This is a genomic window from Labrys methylaminiphilus subsp. lupini (genome assembly GCF_051161885.1).
In the GTDB taxonomy this organism is placed as follows: domain Bacteria; phylum Pseudomonadota; class Alphaproteobacteria; order Rhizobiales; family Labraceae; genus Labrys.
Map to the genome: position 1 here is coordinate 1,784,224 of NZ_JBMDIH010000002.1, position 19,562 is coordinate 1,803,785.

Sequence of the window (19,562 nt, forward strand, 5' to 3'; positions counted from 1 at the left end):
GGTGCGAATGCGCCCTCATGGCTTGAGGGGTGCGTAGGCCTGCGAGACCTCTCCGCCCTTCCTGATCTCCCGTCCGACGAGGAAGGCGAGGATGGCCGAGAGCAGCATGAAGGCTCCCACGATGATCATCGGGGCCTGGTAGAGGCCGGTGTAGTCCTTGACCGCGCCGGTGACATAGGGTGCGGCAAAGCCGGCCACATTGCCGATGGTATTGATGAGGGCGATGCCGGCGGCAGCCGCCGCGCCCGACAGGAAACGCCCTGGAAGGGACCAGAAATTCGGCAGGGCCGAGAAGATGGCGCAGGCCGTTACGGTGATGCAGGCAATCGTGGTCTCAGGCGATGGCATGTAGAGTGCCAACGGAATGCTGATCGCGCCGATCAGGGCCGGAATACCGATATGCCAGGCCCGAACCCCGCGCCTGGTCGCATCCCGGCTCCACAGATAGAGCGCGATGGCCGCGGGAAGGTAGGGAACGGCAATGACCAACCCGGCCTGAAAGACCGTGAATTTGGTGGCAAACTTCGCCTCGAAGCCGGAAACGATGGTGGGCAGGAAGAAGGCCAGCGCGTAGAGGCCATAGATCATGCCGAAATAGATGAACGCCAGCATCCAGACCCGGCCGCTCGACAGGGCCGCTGCGATCGAGCCATTGTGCGGCTCGCGCTTGGTGCTGTCCTCACGGGCGAGTTCGCCGGTGAGCCAGGCCTTCTCCTCCGGGCTGAGCCACTTCGCGTCCCTGGGTGAATCCGGCAGATAGAACCAGGTGACGATGCCGACCAGGACGGCCGGGATCGAGACGCCGAAGAACATGATGCGCCAGCCCTCGAGGCCGAAAAAGCCATGGGCCTGGATCAGGGAGGAAGCCAGCGGCGCGCCGATCACGGTCGTCATCGGCTGCGCGATGTAGAAAAGGGCGAGGATGTTGGCCCGGTGGCGGGCCGGCACCCAGGTGCTGAGATAGAGGATCGCGCCCGGGAAGAAGCCAGCTTCGGCAATGCCCAGCAGGAAGCGCAGGACATAGAGCTCGGTGACCCCGCTGACCCAGGTGAACAGCAGTGAAACGATGCCCCAGGTCACCATGATGCGGGCAAGCCAGCGGCGGCCGCCGAATTTGTGCAGGGCCAGGTTGCTGGGAATTTCGAGCAGGATATAGCCGATGAAGAAGATGCCGGCGGCGAACCCGAATTGAGTGGCTGTGAGCCCCAGATCCGTCGTCAGGCCGTGCGGACCGGCAAAGGAAATCGCGGTCCGATCGAGGAAATTGATGAAGAACATCAGCCCGAGGAACGGCGCCAGGCGCCAGGTGGCCTTACGGATGGCCGATGTTTCGATAGAGCTGATCGCGAGGGTATTCGGACTCATTTTTCCTCCCCATGAGGCCAGGCGTCCCCTCCTGCTTGTTCTTTTGTGGAGGACGCCGACGTTTGGCTGCTCGACTGCTCGTCGAAAAGCCCGGTCGAATGCAGCAGCCGTCACCAAAGGTGACGGCTGCTGCAGGGTCTTGTTCAGGTGATGCGGCGAATGCTGTCGGCGATCTCGTTCGGCTCGAAGACGCGCTTCCAGTCGTCCCGCATCAGGGCCGGCTTGCCGAAGGCGATGGCCTTGTTGCAGGCATCGGAGAACACGCCCTTGACCTCGTCGAAGATCACGGCGCCGAGCACGTTCATGTGGCCGAGCAGGAAGTCGCGAGCTGCCTCGTGCGGTACACCCCGGGCCACGACTTCGTCCATGGCCTCCCGCATCACCACCAGAAGGGTTGCGCAAACGGTCTCCGACAGGCCCGGCTCCAGCAACGCCATCTGCTCGACGGTGACACGATGGGAACGCATGACCGGCGCCCAGATCACCTTGGCGACCTCCTCGCCGATCGCATAGGCGCTCTCCGGGCCCTGCATCAGGGCGCTGACGATATGCTGCTTGGCAGCGATTCCGCCGAAATGATCTTTCTTGGCGGCCATCTCCGTCTCGTCGTTGAAGATCGGAGGATGACAGGGGTGGGTGACGAAATAGGTCAGGTCCGGGCGATCGGGCAGATGTCCGGCAAAAGGTGCGGCAGCGTCGAGCACCACCACCATGGTACCGGGCTCGAGCTTGTCGACGATGCCGCCGGCCACCTTGCCGATCAGCGTATCAGGCACGGCGAGGATGACGACATCGGCGCCTTCCAGAGCCGCATCCGGCGCTACGCTGTCAAGGCCGAGACCGGTCTTGAGGCGCTCCTGGCCTGCTGCGCTCACTTCGACATGCCGGACCTCGAAGCTCGACGCTTTGAGGTTGCTGGCCAGCCGGTAGCCCATTTTTCCGCCGGCGCCAAAGAGCGCGATCGTCGTCATGCAGATTTCCTCCCGAGTTCGGGTGGCTTATAGATCCACTGGTATGATGAGTCAATCATCACTTGTGGCATGACACGATATCAAAATTTCCTTTTCGGCCGAGATCCATGGACCTCGCCTCGGTGCTGCCGACATCGCGGCGGCTTCCCTGCATGCAGAGACGCCGCAAGAAAGTGTGTTTTCTACCGCATTATCAATATCTTAGGAGGAATTTCGTTATTTCGGGGGCAAGCGCCCGTGAACAGCCGAGTGCATGGCCTCCGGCAAAGCCGAAAGATTTTCGTTGTCATCGATGGAGCATATTTCGGACGTGGCAGGAGTGGTTGCATCGGCGCAAAGATCGCCGAGACTCTTGATCGTAGAGCGCCGGATACTCAGGGGTGTTGCTGGACGCAGAGGCCGCCGTCGACGGTCAGGCAGGCCGCGTTCATGAAAGGACATTCGTCGGAAATCATGAAGAGCGCGGCAAGCGCGATTTCCTTAGGCGTGGCGATGCGCCCGCCCGGGTGCAGCTTCAGCGTCTCCGCCTTGGCGGCCTCGGGATCGGGGAAGCTGTTCCAGTAGTCGATCACCTTCTGGGTCGAGACATAACCGGGCTCGCGCGCGTTCACCCGCACATTGCAGCCGGCATATTCCAGTGCCAGCGACTTGGTCATGCCGAGCAAGGCGTGCTTTGCCAGGGGATAGGGGAAGGTATGGGGAATGATGGTGAGGGCGTGTGTCGAGGCAATGTTGAGAATGACGCCACCGCCGCCGCGATCATTCCCGGCAGGACCGCCTCGCAGCAATTCCAGGCTCCCTTGAGATTGACGTCGAAGCATCGCTGCCACTCTTCGTTCGTGGTCTGCAATGGCTCGGCGAAAACGTTGATGCCGGCATTGTTGACGAGTGCGTTGATCTCGCCGATCGCCGACGCCGCCTGTGAAACGGCCGGTGCAATGCCTTGCTCGTCGGTGAAGTCGACGGCCCGGTAGGCGATGGGCGCCCCCTGCCCCGCCAGTTCGTCACCGACACCGGCAAGCAGCTTCTCGTCCCGATCAAGGAGGAAAACGCCAGCCCCTTCGCGCACGAAGGCGCGAACCATCGCCAGCCCAATGCCTTGGGCGGCCCCCTGTTCAATCCTGTTGTTCATATATTGGCTCTTGTGGATGCGGATCCCCTTCAATGCTCGGTGCGATCGATCCTGCAAACGGCTCTCGGCATCGCAAGAGATAATCGCTTCCCGGTTGGCCTAGCTCCCGTCGATTGCGATACGATCGGGTCGACCATGGCGCTGCACACGCCTTGCGCAGAAAGCGCTTTGCCGCCAGCAGATCACGGTGCTGGCTGAACCAGAATTCAACGGCGTCGCCGACGCTGTCGATGGCGCGGCAAAGGTACATCCACTGACTGCGGAGCTTGATATAGGTCTTGCTGCTCCGCGCTGCCCTTCGGCTCGTCCATGTGCCACTTGCTTCCGACCTGCCGTTTCCGATGGTTGAACCGCTGCAGCAACGCAGGCGAAAAATGAACGACCCAGCGGTGGATTGTTGAATGGTCGACGCTGATGCCGCGCTCGGCCATCATCTCCTTCAGATCCCGCAAGCTCAAGCCATAGGTCAGATACCACCGCACGCATAGCAGGATCCCAGAGCGACCGAAATGGCGGCCTTTGAACATGAAACACGCTCCGAAAAGGGAGTTGGCCTCATGGCATCAGAGGGTTTTCAGAAAGTTTGCAACACGACCAGCAGGTCACCACGTGCACCTGTGTCACTTCTCGAAATAGATGCGACCCGATCGAAACAGCCGCGACCCGATCCGAGCAAGGATTCGCGGCCTTTGCCTAGGGGCGGCGCGCCCACCGGCAACCTCGAAAGAGGGCTCAGGCAACAAAACATCATGCCAAGCAACTGAGCCCATTTTGGCGAATTGCCGTCCAGGCCCCAGCAGTTCAATCCTTTCAAGCGCGGCCGCGCTTAGGGCGCACGATCTGCGACTGGAATATCTCGAACTCGATCTGCGCTCGGATCTGCATGGCGCCGCCGCGCACGACCACGAAGTGTCCCCCAAGCACCACGATCCGTCATTTAGACGGGCCTCACGAGATATTGCAAAATCCAGGGATTTTAAGAAATATATGTCTTGTCATGCCTAGGTAAGAAAATTAGGCTTCCGTAGGGAGAATCGATGCCACGACTTCATTTTATCGCCTACCTGTTTGGATGCTTGTTGTGTTCTATTGGCACCGCTTCGGCCGAACCCCAGCTTAAGCGCTTCGTCTATACCGGTGTTTTTAGTTCCGGATCTGGTATGGCTGGCTCGGCCGTGGAAAAGGATGGACGGTCGATCTGCTTTCTTGAGGCTGACATCCCGGCCAAGGCGAGCGCTCAGAGACATTGCTCGCATAACGAAACCTGCGAAATCGTCGCGATGATCCGCGTAGACGGCGACGGGCGCGTGGTTGAACGGGTATTGTCCATCAACGGGCGTGCGGTGCCTAATGCTGAGGCCGGCCTGAATAAAGGCGATGCGTCCACGACAGATCAAGCCGACGAGCAAAGCTGTCCGGCCAGGGCTTTCAAAGCTTTTGCGGAAAAAAGTTCATAAGCCGCATTACTGGCTAGAGGAGCCGCCCATATAAGTTGGGTTCACCGATATCGTGACTGTGAATAACTGATTTTGAAGATCTGTACGTCGCCGACGAAGCTTGACGACCAATAATAGGAGGGTTGCGTGACACGAGAAAATTCAAGATTCTATAAGAAATCTTTGGGTTTCGAATGCAGGAATACGCCTGATGGGTATGTAATTTACGGCGAGGACGGCGAATATATCCATTTTTTAAATATTTCTGCTGCCATCGTATTTGAGCTTTGCGATGGGAAACACAGTGATGATGATATTGTTGAGTACTTTCAAAAATCGTTTGGCCTAAAAACCAAGCCGAGCGCAGATATCGAGGCCTGCCTCGTATCTCTAGCTCGTGAGGGTTTAATTATATCCTTTCCTTAAGGGCGGTGTGTTGCAGCCTCATGCGATGTGATTTACGGGTACGTGGGCCGTATTTACTCTCATCCAGTGCAGCGCCACTCTGTCGCAACCGGAGTCTATCGGCTTACGTTGCAATATATTGCCACCCCTTTAAGCCACTGCGCCTTCCGATCTAGTATTTTTAACGAAAGATCAGAGTGAAATTTGGTATAAAATATCAAAGAAACGATCTATCGTGAGTATAGACAATCGATGTGATAGCACAATATCAATGGAACAAGATTATATATTGTGATTATTTTCTTCGTCTGGAGAAATAATCACATGTTAACACTTTTGGATAGCCCAATATACGCGCGGGTCGACCGATCGACTTGATCTTGCAGGTCGGAATGAGCCATGGAGAGGAGCAAGTCGCCAGTCTCCTCTCCGAGACAGGACTTCCAAGGGCTACGCGCATTAGCCGGGCGCGCAAAGATCATCGCAGCATATTTCGTCTATCCTAGCATTGGTGCAAAAACGTGACATCGACCTTCGCAACGGCTACCGCAGAGGACGCAACGAGCCGTCCATCCGTCCTAACATTGACGCCGATCAAGAATGCCCGTGCTCATCTGGATGGGTATGTCCAACGTATCGAGCGATTGGATTGGCCCAAAGACAGTTTATCGATCGGCTTCCTCGAAAGTGATAGCTTGGATGGGACCTGGGAAGCTCTTCTTGGATTTGAATCTGTGTTTCAACTCCGCGCTGCCGCGGTGACGATGGTCAAGCGAGATTTCGGTTTCCGAATTCCGACAGGAGTGCCGAGATGGGCTCCTGAAATCCAGAAATTTAGACGCTGCATCCTGGCACGAGCTCGCAATCAACTGCTCTTTCGTGCACTCCGCAACGAGGAGTGGGTTTTGTGGCTCGATGCCGACGTCATAGATTTTCCTGAAGATATAATTCAACAATTGTTAGCTACGCAATTTGAGATCGTCCATCCGCATTGCGTGAAGAAGCGAGGGGGTCCGAGTTTCGATTTAAACGCCTGGTGCGACCACGGCACTAAAACGATGGATAGTCTGCGAGACCGGGACATCGTTCGCCTAGATGCAGTTGGAGGAACGATGCTTCTCGTCAAAGCAGACCTACATCGTGACGGATTGATCTTTCCACCGTTTCCTTACGGTGTCGCCAATCCGAGGATCCGACCCCGCCATCCCTATTGGGGCCGAGGAGAGATTGAAACTGAGGGCCTGGGGATAATGGCGCTGGACATGAATGCGCAGTGCTGGGGCTTCCGCAGGTTGAAATCATACATGCAAACGAATAACCGAAGTAGCCGCGACGTCGGGATGTGCCAAATTTGCCGCTAGCAAAGCTGTCGTATTCTCACAAAATTTACGGCCCCCTAAGTCTGCGGGCGCAATACACTGGGTAGTTGGGGCGGACTGAAAATCTAGGCGGATGAGAGACTGTGCGACGTATTGATAAAAAAATCGTTTTCATTGGAGGAGTACACAGAAGTGGAACAACTTTGCTCCATAGCATCCTGCGCTCTCATCCGATGATCAGCGGTTTTGAGAGCACCGGCGCATCGCACGATGAAGGGCAACATCTGCAAACTGTATATCCGATTGATCAGGAGCTCGGCGGTGTGGGAAATTTCGGATTTTACACGGGCTCGGCGATGGACGAAAGTCATTCTCTAGCAAATCCGGTTGATGCCGAACGGTTGTGGCAGCAATGGGGAATTCATTGGGATTCATCGAGGCCATTGTTCGTAGAGAAGTCGCCAGCAAATCTGATCCGGACGCGTTATCTGCAATATTGCTTTCCCAATTCGCGGTTCTTGATTATTTTACGCCATCCTATCGCGACTTCATATGCCCTTAGGCAGCGAGGTTGGAACACTAAACCTGTTCCTTGGCTTATCGAACACGCTTTGGTATGCTATGAGCGGTTTCTACGGGATCGATCTCATTTGCATCATTATTATGTTTTGCATTATGAAGATCTGGTTGGTAATCCAAAGTTACATCTAAATAGAATCTTTTCTTGGTTGGATGTGCCTTCTATTGATCTGAGGCAAAACGTTCATACCGGGATCAATAAACGCTATTTCGACGACTGGAAACGCGATATGTCAGGCTTGTCAATTGGCACCGAGCGGCTTCTAGAAGCGCGCTGCAATGTTTTTGGCTACTCTCTACGAGAACCTGAGTTGCGTCTCCCCTGTTCATTGTAGACTACGAAGGTGACTTAGACGGGGCGGTATTGGATTGTAGCGAAGACGGATGATAGTTCCTGCAGATAAAGAGCACTACAAATGTAATTGCTCGCCCAGCGGTGGATTGTTGAATGGTCGACGCTGATGCCGCGCTCGGCCATCATCTCCTTCAGATCCCGCAAGCTCAAGCCATAGGCAGATACCGCCGCACGCATAGCAGGATCCCAGAGCGATCGAAATGGCAGCCTTTGAACATGAAACACGCTCCGAAAAGGGAGTTGGCCTCAAGGCATCAGAGGGTTTCCAGAAAGTTTGCAACCCAACCTTTGCAACTCCTGGCGCTTGCTTCCAACCGCAAACGCTTTGGCGAATGGCGCGAAATGGCAAGACCGGCGACCGGCCAATGTCCGAAATGCCCCGGACAAGGTCCATCTGTCGGTCCGAAACGATCGGCCGGGCGCGGGTGTCAGCTTGCGCTAACGATCCGCCTCCCGGGGACGTCGGCCATGCCCCCCCTCGTGCAACGGCCCCTGCTCGCGGGAGCGTGTCGGCGACGGTGAAATGCCAAGGGAAAACAGTGCGCAATCTCGCCATCGGGTTGATTTCGGCATCATTGCTAACGCCAGCTTGGGCTTCCGATTTCTCTCAGCCTCCCCCGCCGCACCAGCCCCTCATCGCGTCGGGCCCAAACTTCTTCATCACGAGCTATATCTGGGCGACCGCGATCAACGGAAAGAGCGCAACCTTCCCGCCGCCGCCATCAACTTGAGCGTCCACGATGTGCTTAAAGAGCTCAACGGCGCGATGATAGCCTCCCTGGAGATGCATGTCGGCCGCTGGGGCTTTCTGGTCGACGGGCGGTTTTTCCAGGTTACCTCAACGAGCGCGCTGCCAGATCCCTTCTTTTCCTCGGTGAAGCTGCGTTCCCAGACCACGACCGTTCAGGGCTTGGTGCTTCATAGCGTCTAAGATCATCGGCTTGTGCACGAGAGAAATTATGGCTGCTGATTCCAAGATGGACGAGATCGAGGCTGCATCGGCAATACTCGGTCATTTCACCGCCCTCATTGAAAACGGACTGGCGGCAAGGTTCTCGGGGTGGCTCTCGGCCCCAGGCGGGTGGCGTGATTTCCTGCAAGGACTTGAAGTCGCGGGTTACAGTCCCGCGCTGCTGGCTGTCGGCGTGGTGGCAACCTGCTTGGCTGCCGTTCTTGCGACGGCTGCGATTGCCAGGCTGATCGTCGGCAAGCGGAAGGCCGGGCCAGTGCTGCGTGCAGTCGCTTTGCTCGCTGCCGGCATGATCGTGATGCTGACGTTCTGGGCCGTGCTGCTGAGTTTCGTCACCGAGCCAGTGCTCCGCGGCGCTTTACTGAATTGCACCGCGATCGCAGCGTTGGCGACCACGATCTGTTTGCCGTTGATGGCCGGGCGCAAGTCGGTTGGCTGGCCCTGGCGCCGTGACGTCGCGATCTCGATCGGTATCGCGGCCGCCGGCTTGGTGGTGTTGGCGTGTCTGCGTGCATGGAGTGCCGCCGATCCACTGCGAGACCTGTTTGCCACCTTCGCCGTGTCGTTGCCGTTCACCCTGATGGTCGCGGCGACGTATGTTCGCCATCGCGCATTGGTGGTGAGAGCTCTATCTTTCGGCAGCACAACAGGATCGCTGCGCCGGAAGCTCGCCGCGAGTTGGCCCTGGCTCGTGGTGGCGCTCGTCGTGCTCGCCTTTGTCTCCATCCAACTGGCCATGACACTCGGAAGGCCAATGCGGGGCGGGCCATTGGTGCTTTCGCTTCTTCTCGTACTCGCTGGTCCACATCTCGACATTGCCATGGAACGGCGCGGCTGGCGCGCGGCCCGATCGCAGGGAGGCGAACTGAGAGGCGTGCTGTGGCGCACGTTCCGCATCGTGGTCGCCGCATCGATTCTCGCAATCCTGGCGACGCTCTGGCTCCTGCCCATTCTGGATGTCGCCGGCGTTTCTCGAGGCACTGTCTTGCTGAAGGCCGCCGAAATGCTGATGCTCGTACTGGTCATCGCCTTCTGCTGGAACTGGGTGGCCATCATGGCCGCAGGCATCAGGCCTCACGCGCCCGGCCAGCCGCAGGCCGGTACAGCGGTGATCGGCACGCGGCTGACCACCGTCGGGCCTGTGCTCGTGGGCCTCGCCAAGGCCGCACTTCTGACGCTAGGTGCCCTGACGATCCTGGTCATGCTGGGCATCAACGTCTGGCCGCTCATCACGGGCCTGTCGATTTTCGGCCTGGCGGTCGGCCTTGGTTCGCAAACCTTGGTCAAGGATGTGGTGGCGGGTCTCTTCTTCGTTGTCGACGATGCCTTCCGCCACGGCGAATATATCGAGACCTCCGGAGCCAAGGGCACCGTCGAGAGAATTTCGTTGCGATCGGTTTCTCTGAGGCACCCGCGCGGTCCTGTTGCGACAATTCCCTTTGGGCAGATCGGAAAGATTCAGAACTTCAGCCGCGAATGGGTCATTGAGAAGATGCTTTTCCGGGTCGCCTTGGACACCGACGTCGAACTCGTGCGCAAACTGTTCAAGGAGATCGGGCAGGAGATCGCCACGGACCCGGCACTGAACGCCGACCTCATCGAGCCGTTCAAGAGCCAGGGCATTGGCGCTCTCGAAGAAGGGACGTTGGTGATCCGCGCGAAGTACAAGGCGAGAGCCGGGCATCAATTCCAGATCCGCAAGGCAATCCTTTCGAAGGTGCGGGCAAGGCTTCAGGAGAATAACATCAAGCTGGTGCCGAAGCCGCTTCAAGTGCCGCAGATGGGCGGATGAGCCTGGGTGTGTTGCAAAGGTTCTGTCAGAGCAAATTGTCAAGGCCGGCCTGGGAGGGTAGAGAAGAGCGAGGGTGGCGCGCCCCAAACCCAATCCTTTTCGCTATTTCAACTCGTCGCCAGAGGTGATCCGCCTGGCAGTGATGATATATGTGCGTTACCCCTTGTCATTGCGGAAAGTGGAGGACCTGCTGGATGAGCGCGGCATCGACATTTGCCATGAGACGGTGAGATTTTGATGGAACCGCTTTGGCCCGCTGTTTGCGGGCGATATCCGCAAGAGGCGGCTAAGGGCTCGAGATTTCAGCCGATGGCGCTGGCACCTCGACGAGGTTTTCGTGAAGGTCAACGGCGAGCTCCATTATCTTTGGCGGGCCGTCGACCATGAGGGAGAGGGGCTGGAGTTCTTCGTGAGCAAAACGCGAGACAAGGCTGGCGCCTTAAGATTCCTCAAGAAAGCCGTGAGGCGCTACGACCGTCCTGAGATTATCGTCACCGACGGGTTGCGCTCCTATAGCGCGGCCATCAGGGAAATCGGGAACCTCAAACGCCGAGAAGTCGGCCAATGGAAGAACAACCGGGCGGAGAATTCACACCAACCGTTTCGACGACGAGAAGCGGCGATGCTCAAATTCCGAAGGACGAAGACGCCCCGGAAATTCGTCGCCGTCCACAGCCGAATCTACAATCACTTTAATTCGGAGCGCCACCTCGTCAGCCGAAAAATCGATGAGCAGAGACGCTCAGCGCCTTGGCCGAGTGGCGGGCCATCGCGGCCTAAACCGAGCTCCGGTAGGCCCTCATACAGCTGGCCGAGACAAGTTAGTGTTAGTCTGACAACACCATTGGCGCCAATGAGATCCTGCGCCAGACCGGAAAATCGAAGACCTGCGCCTGCCGAATGGCGAGGGCCACAATCGATTTTCCAAACAGCCTCTGACTCCGAACATAAACATCAAACACGCAACTAGTAAAGTACGCACTCATGCACATACCTAATTCCCTGATTAATACTCAAGATAATGGCATTTCTTTTGATTTGAAAGCAATAGCGGTTCTTGTGTTTACATTCATCTTTTTCATAATATTCCTGACGTGAACTTTAATTGTTGCTTCCGCTATATTTAAATCTCGAGCTATCGCTGCGTTAGATTTACCGCGACTAATACCTCCAATAACCTCGAATTCTCTCCGAGAAAGTCGAAAACAGCTTCTCGATTGTGTACGGACCAGAGCGGGCCTGCACGTCGATTTATCCATAAGAAATGAGGAAAAAGGCAAAAACACGCCCCCGGCCACTGCCAATCGTATTGCTTTAATTGCAATCTCAAGGGTTTGGTCACTAGGAATATAGGCCTTTACTCCAAGATTTATCGCTTCAAATATTCTAGAAGAACTACCATTATCAGAGATAATAATAATATCTGCTACCAACTTACGTGCAATTATTTCACGAAGGTCGTCAAAATTTATACTATTTCCAATTTCGAATATAACCAGCAATGGAAGACGGCCGTGCCAATCCCTAACAGCGCACCACCCGAGCAGGTCGGAGAAAGTCAGGACTGGAACATCAGAAAACTCAGTAGCGAGAACTCGGCCAACACAGTCGCGCCAAAGGGCCAGTGGACACACGACAACAATTGTATCGATAGCAGACATCCCCATGCCCTCATTAGATTAGACTACCCTTTATACGACCGCCGACCTCTTTAGATATATTTTCCTATACGAGATCAACAACCAATGCGTTGACTATAAGAGAAAATCACTAAATATTTTTACAAATTTAATATTAAGGAAAATAGAATTTTATTACGTTTACATAATTTTTTATTGATCTTTTGTATAAATCTGGATATTTATTCAAACTAATAAAGCAAACTACTAATATTGGTGAATATTTATTTAGTATATGCTCATCTCGCATTGCTCTTGCAACGCCGCCATGCTTAAACCAAGAAATCCGCTCCGTGATATTTTTAATGCCGTTTTGCTGAGACCATTTATCAGTTATTTTTCCGACACGATCCTCTTTGCCTCGCACCAGACGAAATATGCCAAACTTGTATTTTATTTCGTCCATTATCCTGAATATACGCGCTTCATCATAAAAAAAAGCGCTCCCACAGAGCGCTACATTCTGTATATCTTGCGCATCAGCATGATAAGGTGGCAGGAAATTATCATCGTTCTGCGTAGATACAAGCAACGTATGAGACATGTTATTCAAAACCTATTTCCACCTATACCAAAACATTCTGTATCTACATTTAATTTTTAGGTAATAATTGAATTTGCGTCTTATTATCAAGACATCCGCTAAAATTTATCCATATCATTGCAACCATCGCAACACATTAAAATTCGAGCCACGGATACAAGCCGACTTCTGCTGTAGACCAATTTATTGCGCAAGAATTGCTCTTGTAGGCCGATATATACTAAATCATAATTTACATTGTTGTTATTCACAATCTCATAAACTGGCAGATTCAGACACTCCTTGTCTTGGAGGCATATCCCAAAGCGCCCCATGTCCAACTCGCTTCCATAAAAGCCTATTCGTTCTTTGAACGGAAAGGCACGCATCCTCTATTCAGCAAACGTAAAGCCCAGTCCGCGGATGGCATGCAAAGGTAGAAGCATGCCGGATTTTTTTGCCCTCCGGCGCAGGCGACTGACGATGGTATCAAGGTGGGCATAGTTGAAGTCATAGACGTCCGCTCCCATGGCTTCGACGAGTACGCTCCTCTCGACAGTGTTGCCGCGCTCCCTGAACAGGCATCCCAGGAGGCGCTGCTCGGAGACGGTCAGGCGCAGGCGGTGGCCCAGCCCGTCAACGAGTGTCCACCCCCCTTCCACCAGGGCCCATTGCGGGACCTGAGGAGACGCCGGCAGCTTGCGATCCCTGTTAATGCGATTGTGGAGCGCCACCACGGTGGCGGCCAGTTCCCGAACGTCGATCGGCTTGACGAGATAGGCATCCGCGCCCTTCTCAAGGCCGGCAACGCGGTCGTCGATAGAACCCCGCGCCGTGGCGATGATGATGCCGATTGGTTGCGATGCTCGCAAATGCGCCGCTACGGACAGGCCGTCTTCATCGCCCAGGTTGAGGTCAAGGATCACGATCTGGGATGGCAGGGCAGCATAGGCCCGGTACAGGCCCGCAGCGCTGCCAAACCCATGTACGTTCAAGCCCAATCTGGACAGGCCAGACACCATTTCATCGCGAAAATCCTCATCGTCGTCAACAAGATAAACGAGAGGAGAGATCGCGACGTCACCCTGTTTAGCCTCTCTTGCGATCATCGAATTCCTTTCCAAGCGGGAACTTCACAGTTCCCCTCTAGTATACATTCCACCTATCGTTCATGTAGACTATTAGATGATTCGCCCATGATTCATTTTTGCTTCGTTTAAACGGGATATTTCTGAAGGTAATAGTGGTACTTTCAGCGCTAAAATGGCATTGATGCTGGAATTAACGACGCTAGTGCGCAGGCAGAAATCCAAGCAAGCAATTTTCACTGATACAAAGTCACCGCCACTATTAGGACAAGAAGCTGCGAGCTCGCGCTTCCAGCCGGATCGATTACCACCCTCTCGGGCGCAGCAACCGCTTAATCACGGCCACGCCAAACGCGACACGTAGAGCAGCCGCTAGGCAACCAAACGAATACGCTACGGCACCGGCGATGTCTGACGTGACCTCGAGCGCACAACAGCAACATCTGCACAATCTTCTAAAGAAAATTGGTAATTCATGGCAGTTATTCTAAATTTAAAGTTGTACTTTGAATTTATTCTAGGATTTTTATACATATATATTGATCCAAAAAACACATGATTCCGAACGTCCGATGGACACTATAGATTATATTCCACCAAAATTCTTCACAATATCACTAAATGGCACATTCTGACATATAGTGTATCTTCATTACACAATTCGAACGTGCATTCGACCACCAGAGATACACCTAGGGTACTTTGTTCAAATCCCCTCCGTGATGACTAAGGAAGCTCATCGATGATGATCAGCTTCCTGCCACAGCCATAGAGTTGGTTTATTTTTGCGTTGAATGGTGAAACCGCGCGCGGGCATTTAGTGACGAAAGCCGGAAAGCCGAGGCACCGCAGCAACAGGTGCGGAGTGGGCGCCAACTATCGGATCGCAAAAGCACTTGAAATCCAACTTCCAATAATAATTTTGATTCTGTGGCTTTACTTTCAATTTTATATAGAATATTTTTCTAGATACCTTACGTCCACCTCGAAAAAAGAACGAAGCTATTTTGGAAGCGAGAAAATATGATGGTTTTTTTGATGCGTCTTCTCGTTTCGGCTGCTGCTGGCGCTGTATTGGTGAGCTGCGCTCCCAATATGACCACAACGGCTTCGCAATCAGCGTCCGGACAGTTGATAGCGGGCGGGTTGTCGCAACGCGATGCCCGTTTCCTGGCTTTGCTGCCTAATGTAAGAACAAACCCGGCTTACGCACGAACGGTCGTTGACAGTCCAACCAAGGCACCACCGGGCACAATCGTCATCGATGCACAAAGGCACCTTCTGTATTTAACCCTCTCCAACGGCAAGGCAATTCGTTATGTTGTGTCGACCGGGCGTAACGGATTTGCCTGGAGGGGAGCGGTCTATGTCAATCATCAGGCCGAATGGCCGGATTGGAACCCACCAAGTGACATGCGTGGCAGGGATCCTCGCGTGAAGAAAACCGTTGGTGGGCCCGAAAATCCCCTTGGCGCCCGGGCGCTCTATCTCTACGCCAATGGAGCCGACACTCTTTATCGCATACACGGCACCAATGATCCCTTCAGTATCGGCATGCCGGTTTCTTCGGGATGCATTCGCATGAGCAATGCCGACATCATCGATCTTGCAAGCCGCGTTCCCAATGGAACGCGTGTCATGGTGTATTGAGTGGCATAGCGAAGTTATATTTCCGCTTGGACATTTGGTTGCCGCATCTCATACGGCAAGAATCGCGCCTGATACCAAGTCGCGAAGATGCTGACGCATGCGAGCCTTGAGCGCCTCGCGATTTTCGATACCAAATCAATGACTTGGCGGAAACCGCGAGACGGAACCGAGAGTCATTTTCAATGGCTCTCGGTATGAATGGACATCGGTGGACTATGTAAAACGTTCATCTTTCAAGTTTTGCGAGCTTACTTCTTGGATCTGGGTGCCTTCCCAGTCCTACCTGTTTTAGAACCATTTCCGGAAGGAGCCTTTTTGCTGCGTGGCGGCTTTGCCGGTTTTTCCAATCGAGCATGCGAAGGCTCGGCAATCTTTGGCAGTTGCGTTGGCTCGTGCGGAGGCATGCCGAAGGCGGACTGGAAACTAGGGAAGGCCTGGCGCATCACGATAGCCGGGACGGGTTTCTCTCTCTCCAACGCCGGCGTCACCTGGGCAGGCATCTCCGCGATCTCGCTCCTTTCGAGCTTGTCGGCAGAAGCCGGCGGCTTGAGACTGCGTTTGATGCGGTGATCCTGGTCGGCAACCGTCCGTCCGCTCGGGGACTTACCGATGAGATAGTTCTTCTGCCATTTCTGCTCCAAGGTTATCGGATCCCCCTGGGCAAGGCCGATGTTGAACTTGGTGCGCTCGCTTAGCCAGATGTTGTACTCCCTTTCGAGCTTGGGGTCGTCCGCTAGCGGGCGAATTACCGGCTGAACACTTTCGATCGGCAGGCTCGGCACCAGCGTAATAAAGCAGAACGGCTCGTCCTTGGCGAAATAGACCGTGCCCGGTTCCGTGAATTTCCAGTTCATCGTGAAGGTGAAGGGTACCCAGCTGGTTTCCACCAAGCCGTCGAGCGCTTGGATGCCATGTTTGAGGCGATTAGGCGCACCGCGCGCCCACGTCATCCATCCCGGCGCCGTGCGGAAAAGATAGCCCGGGTGAAATGTGATGATGCCATGGCCGAAACCGAGGGACACATGGTGCATGGGAGCCCGGGGATCGTCCGGACGCAGGATCACCTCGTCCTTGCCGTTGAGCCCCGTCCAGCTTGCCCAGAAGCCGGTCGGATTCAAAAGCTCCCAGCCGGTGGTGTTGGCCATGGTCAAGGGCGTGCAACGATAGGCAAAACGCTGGTTGGTGAAATCCATCCAGTCGCGCTCGGCGGTACCCGGCACGAGACGAGGCGGATTTGATATCACGGAAAAGCACTGCAGTTGCGGTGCGCTGATCGCCAGATCACTCATGCGGCGCTCTCACTTCGGGCCATGGTTCACGGGGCAGCCGAAGACGGGCTGGTTGAGCCCCCGCTTGACGCGATGATCGGCGTCGGCGACGCTTTTTCCCGACGGTGACTTGCCGGTCAAATAGTTCTTCTGCCATTTCTGCTCGCCCGCGAGAGGATCACCGGCGTCCTTGGCCGCGCTGAATTTGCTGCGTTCGCTGGCCCACATGAGATATTCCCTGTGCAAATCGGGCTCTTCTTCAAGCGGGCGGATGACCGGCTGGACATCCTCGATCGTCACGCTGGGCATCAGGGTCAGGAAGCAGAAGGGCTCGTCCTTCTCGAAATGCACCGTACAGGGCCGCGTGAACCGCCAATTCATGGTGAAGGTGAAGGGCAGCCAATTCGTTTCCACCACCCCATCGAGCGGGTGGATGCCGTCCTTGAAACGATTCGGCGAGCCACGAACCCAGACGACCCACCCCGGATCGGTGCGGAACAGATAGCCGGGGTGAAAACTGATGATGCCGTGGCCGAAGAAGAAACCAGTCTGATGCAATTTCTCGCCGGGGACGTGTGGGCGTAAAATGATGTCGTTGCGGCCGTTGCCACCGGTCCAAGTCGCCGAGAAGCCCGATGGATTCAGCAGTTCCCAGCCTGTCGCATTGGCGATGGCCAAAGGCGTGCAGCGATAGGCATAGTGATCGCTTGTCCGATCCATCCACTCGCGCTCGCTGCGGGCGGCGACCAGTCGCGCAGGATTGGGATGGATGGAAAAGCCTTCGAGCTTCGGCGCCTGCATGGTGAAGATTCCGGTTGAATATGTCGTCTCGCCCGAAATTACGGATCGGATCGAGAATTGGAGCGGGGCTCAACAACCTTGGAGCGCCCAATAAGTATGCTACCCGCGCATTCCGGACATCATTCAACGAGAAGCAATGCCTTTACGCCGGACAAGTGGCTCGCGACGATCGATCTCCCGGCCAGTTCAAGATCTCGCGTCTAGAGCACATCCGGTCATGCGCATCAATCTCAGTGGCCGCCCGGCAACTTCAACGCCGCCGCGGCGCGTAAGAGGGACCGAAATGGGAAAGCCGCACAGTGCCACCGACTCGCCTCTACACCAGCAGGGCCTCCCGAACACCTGTTCGGAATTTGTGCGATCTTGTACCGATCCGCCCTTCGAAAGGCCTCCGGAATAGCGCCCGCTATCCCGAAGCCTCCTCCGGTTACGGGCGGCTCTTTTGCGAGCCACCCGATCATTGATATTGATCGATCTGCTTGGATCAGCCCTCTTATGCACCCGAGGGGCCGGGTGGGCCAGGTTCTCCAGGTGGGCCAACTGGGCCAGTCTGGCCAGGAGCGCCATCTGCACCAGGCGCGCCATCTGCCCCAGATGGACCAGTCGGACCGATCGGACCCTCGGGGCCAGTAGCACCGGGCGCGCCGGGCTGACCCGGAAGTCCGTCTTTCCCGGGCTCGCCCGGAGCTCCATCCGATCCAGGAACTCCATCCGATCCAGGCGTACCGGGCGGGCCTTCAGCACCAGGAGCGCCAGGTTCGCCATTCTGACCAGGGGCGCCAGGCTGACCAGGGGCGCCAGGTTCACCATTCTGACCAGGCGTACCTGGTGCCCCCGGCGGACCGACGACCACGATCGGAGGCGGCCGCCTGGTTCCCCTCGGCATCTCGGCGGCGTCTCGACCGATGTAACTCGGCAGATAGTCCTCGCGGTCACGCTGCTTGAGGGTACGTTCGGTCGGCGCATCCGGCGCGGTGAAGACACCGCCCCGCTTCTCGCCGAAACCATCGCCGCCATAGGAGACTGCCGGCACGCTGGTGTTGCTGCCCGTGCCGAGGAAGAAGCGCAGGCCGGCCTGGACGGTCAGGTCGTTGCCCTTCTTGCTGCCGAAGGAGCTGTCGAAACCGCTGCCCTTCTTGCCATAGGCCACATCCGCGAAGATGGAGGCGGCCGTATTGGTGTTGAAGTTCACGAGATATTCGGCGCCGCCGACGACCTGGTTGCGGCCGCCGGTGTAGCGATGACCGACGTTCAGCTTGAGATTATCCGTCGCATACCAGGCGACGCGAACATCATCGAAGAACCGCATCTTGCTGTTGAGATTCTCGTATTCGAGGCCGGCCACGCCCTGCAGGGTGAAGGGGCCCCAATAGAGCTGGCCCTCGAGGCCGCCCTTGGCATTCTGATAGCCATAGACCGAGTTGCCCTGGCGCGACGCGAAATAGCCGGTGCCATACAGGAAACTGCCATAGCCGCCGATCGCACCGATGGTGGGATCGCGCCAGAAGACATGACCAGCCGCGCCATAGAAGCCGGTATTGCTCGCGACGCCCCCGACGACGTCGGCCTGTGCGCCAAATGACTGGCCGAGCGGCACCGCCAGCGAGCCGCCGGCATAGCCATAGCCCGAGCCGCCAAAGCTGTTGCCGCCGCCCAGTTCCAGCTTGCCGTTGACCGCGGCCACAGCCTGCGTACCGGGCGGCGCCTGCACGGATCCGGCCACGGGCGTGGCAACCGGGGCCATTTCGACATAATCGCGCCCGGCTCCGGCCGGCGCCACATGCGCGGTCTTCCGCCCCAGCCGCCGCAACTCGGCCTTCGCCTTGGAAGCCTCCGACGTCGCGACCTTCAACTGGCTTTCCAGCGCCTTCTGGCGGCTCTGGAGATCCACGATCATTTTGAAGAGCTGTTCGTTGGTCGCGGATTGCGCCCAACCCGTGGCGGGTGCCCAGAAGCACGCAATCGCCAGGACAGAACAACTTAGACTAAACTTTCCATGTGCGGCCATGATTGACCCTTCTAAACAGAGGTTAGCCTAGGTCATGCACCGAAAGTTTGAGAATCATAATCTTCCCCCAACATCGACGATCACCAAACGGGCGAATCAATACCGCAAATCCGGCATTTTTTCAAGAGTCGCTGGGATTTTTGCTTAAAAAATAACAAATATATCAAAAAAAATATTAAATTACCTTTGCGTAATGTAGCGTATTTTTCAAAACAGTATTT

Annotated in this window: 18 protein-coding genes and 2 pseudogenes; 8 read left to right on the forward strand and 12 right to left on the reverse strand. The window is 55.8% G+C overall.

The window, feature by feature from the left end; genetic code table 11:
- Window positions 1–15: 15 nt before the first annotated feature.
- The 5 genes and pseudogenes from ACN6KF_RS33850 to ACN6KF_RS33870 form a co-directional block, all read right to left on the reverse strand.
- Entirely contained in the window at window positions 16–1,365 is a 1,350-nt protein-coding gene (locus ACN6KF_RS33850) for an MFS transporter (protein ID WP_434961252.1), read from the reverse strand.
- A 143-nt stretch (window positions 1,366–1,508) separates the two neighbouring features.
- Window positions 1,509–2,336, reverse strand: a complete 828-nt coding sequence (locus ACN6KF_RS33855) for a phosphogluconate dehydrogenase C-terminal domain-containing protein (protein WP_434961253.1) — start codon at window positions 2,334–2,336, stop codon at window positions 1,509–1,511.
- A gap of 374 nt (window positions 2,337–2,710) precedes the next feature.
- Window positions 2,711–3,468: pseudogene (locus tag ACN6KF_RS33860) on the reverse strand (SDR family oxidoreductase).
- Window positions 3,452–3,718 carry a DDE-type integrase/transposase/recombinase gene (locus tag ACN6KF_RS33865; RefSeq protein WP_434961254.1) on the reverse strand — a complete coding sequence of 89 codons (267 nt, stop codon included), beginning with the start codon at window positions 3,716–3,718 and terminating at the stop codon, window positions 3,452–3,454. Before ACN6KF_RS33865 ends, ACN6KF_RS33860 begins: the two are co-directional and overlap by 17 nt.
- Window positions 3,675–3,995 (reverse strand): hypothetical protein, encoded by a 321-nt coding sequence (locus ACN6KF_RS33870; RefSeq protein ID WP_434961386.1) that lies wholly within the window; start codon window positions 3,993–3,995, stop codon window positions 3,675–3,677. Before ACN6KF_RS33870 ends, ACN6KF_RS33865 begins: the two co-directional genes overlap by 44 nt.
- 510 nt (window positions 3,996–4,505) lie before the next feature.
- Here ACN6KF_RS33870 and ACN6KF_RS33875 point away from each other — a divergent pair.
- From ACN6KF_RS33875 to ACN6KF_RS33890, 4 genes are all read left to right on the forward strand, one after another.
- Complete coding sequence (locus tag ACN6KF_RS33875) at window positions 4,506–4,925, forward strand: hypothetical protein (protein WP_434961255.1); 420 nt, start codon at window positions 4,506–4,508, stop codon at window positions 4,923–4,925.
- 126 nt (window positions 4,926–5,051) lie between these two features.
- Complete coding sequence (locus ACN6KF_RS33880) at window positions 5,052–5,330, forward strand: PqqD family protein (protein ID WP_434961256.1); 279 nt, start codon at window positions 5,052–5,054, stop codon at window positions 5,328–5,330.
- A gap of 500 nt (window positions 5,331–5,830) precedes the next feature.
- On the forward strand, window positions 5,831–6,670 hold the full coding sequence (locus ACN6KF_RS33885; protein ID WP_434961257.1) for a glycosyltransferase family protein: 840 nt from the start codon (window positions 5,831–5,833) through the stop codon (window positions 6,668–6,670).
- Between the two features lie 101 nt (window positions 6,671–6,771).
- Window positions 6,772–7,542, forward strand: a complete 771-nt coding sequence (locus ACN6KF_RS33890; protein ID WP_434961258.1) for a sulfotransferase family protein — start codon at window positions 6,772–6,774, stop codon at window positions 7,540–7,542.
- An 83-nt stretch (window positions 7,543–7,625) separates the two neighbouring features.
- Here the strand turns inward: ACN6KF_RS33890 and ACN6KF_RS33895 are convergent.
- Window positions 7,626–7,780, reverse strand: a pseudogene (locus ACN6KF_RS33895) (IS6 family transposase); the annotation flags it as partial.
- A 305-nt stretch (window positions 7,781–8,085) separates the two neighbouring features.
- Here ACN6KF_RS33895 and ACN6KF_RS33900 point away from each other — a divergent pair.
- The 3 genes from ACN6KF_RS33900 (at window position 8,086) to ACN6KF_RS33910 (ending at window position 11,294) form a co-directional block, all read left to right on the forward strand.
- Window positions 8,086–8,493, forward strand: coding sequence for a hypothetical protein (locus ACN6KF_RS33900; protein ID WP_434961259.1), 408 nt, complete (start codon window positions 8,086–8,088; stop codon window positions 8,491–8,493).
- Window positions 8,494–8,521: 28 nt separating this feature from the next.
- Entirely contained in the window at window positions 8,522–10,324 is a 1,803-nt protein-coding gene (locus ACN6KF_RS33905; protein WP_434961260.1) for a mechanosensitive ion channel family protein, read from the forward strand.
- A 271-nt stretch (window positions 10,325–10,595) separates the two neighbouring features.
- A complete protein-coding gene (locus tag ACN6KF_RS33910; RefSeq protein ID WP_434961378.1) occupies window positions 10,596–11,294 on the forward strand; it encodes a DDE-type integrase/transposase/recombinase in 699 nt (232 codons plus the stop codon).
- A gap of 43 nt (window positions 11,295–11,337) precedes the next feature.
- On the opposite strand, the gene ACN6KF_RS33915 is transcribed toward ACN6KF_RS33910, so the two are convergent.
- The 3 genes from ACN6KF_RS33915 to ACN6KF_RS33925 form a co-directional block, all read right to left on the reverse strand.
- Window positions 11,338–11,985 (reverse strand): LuxR C-terminal-related transcriptional regulator, encoded by a 648-nt coding sequence (locus tag ACN6KF_RS33915; protein ID WP_434961261.1) that lies wholly within the window; start codon window positions 11,983–11,985, stop codon window positions 11,338–11,340.
- A 133-nt stretch (window positions 11,986–12,118) separates the two neighbouring features.
- Entirely contained in the window at window positions 12,119–12,547 is a 429-nt protein-coding gene (locus ACN6KF_RS33920; protein ID WP_434961262.1) for an SLOG family protein, read from the reverse strand.
- 371 nt (window positions 12,548–12,918) lie between these two features.
- Entirely contained in the window at window positions 12,919–13,635 is a 717-nt protein-coding gene (locus tag ACN6KF_RS33925; protein WP_434961263.1) for a response regulator transcription factor, read from the reverse strand.
- Between the two features lie 1,002 nt (window positions 13,636–14,637).
- Between ACN6KF_RS33925 and ACN6KF_RS33930 the strand changes: the two genes are divergently transcribed.
- Entirely contained in the window at window positions 14,638–15,264 is a 627-nt protein-coding gene (locus tag ACN6KF_RS33930; RefSeq protein ID WP_434961264.1) for a L,D-transpeptidase, read from the forward strand.
- 248 nt (window positions 15,265–15,512) lie between these two features.
- On the opposite strand, the gene ACN6KF_RS33935 is transcribed toward ACN6KF_RS33930, so the two are convergent.
- The 3 genes from ACN6KF_RS33935 to ACN6KF_RS33945 form a co-directional block, all read right to left on the reverse strand.
- Complete coding sequence (locus ACN6KF_RS33935) at window positions 15,513–16,553, reverse strand: DUF6065 family protein (protein WP_434961265.1); 1,041 nt, start codon at window positions 16,551–16,553, stop codon at window positions 15,513–15,515.
- A 9-nt stretch (window positions 16,554–16,562) separates the two neighbouring features.
- On the reverse strand, window positions 16,563–17,333 hold the full coding sequence (locus ACN6KF_RS33940) for a DUF6065 family protein (RefSeq protein WP_434961266.1): 771 nt from the start codon (window positions 17,331–17,333) through the stop codon (window positions 16,563–16,565).
- Window positions 17,334–17,826: 493 nt separating this feature from the next.
- Entirely contained in the window at window positions 17,827–19,230 is a 1,404-nt protein-coding gene (locus ACN6KF_RS33945; RefSeq protein WP_434961267.1) for a collagen-like domain-containing protein, read from the reverse strand.
- Window positions 19,231–19,562 lie beyond the last annotated feature (332 nt).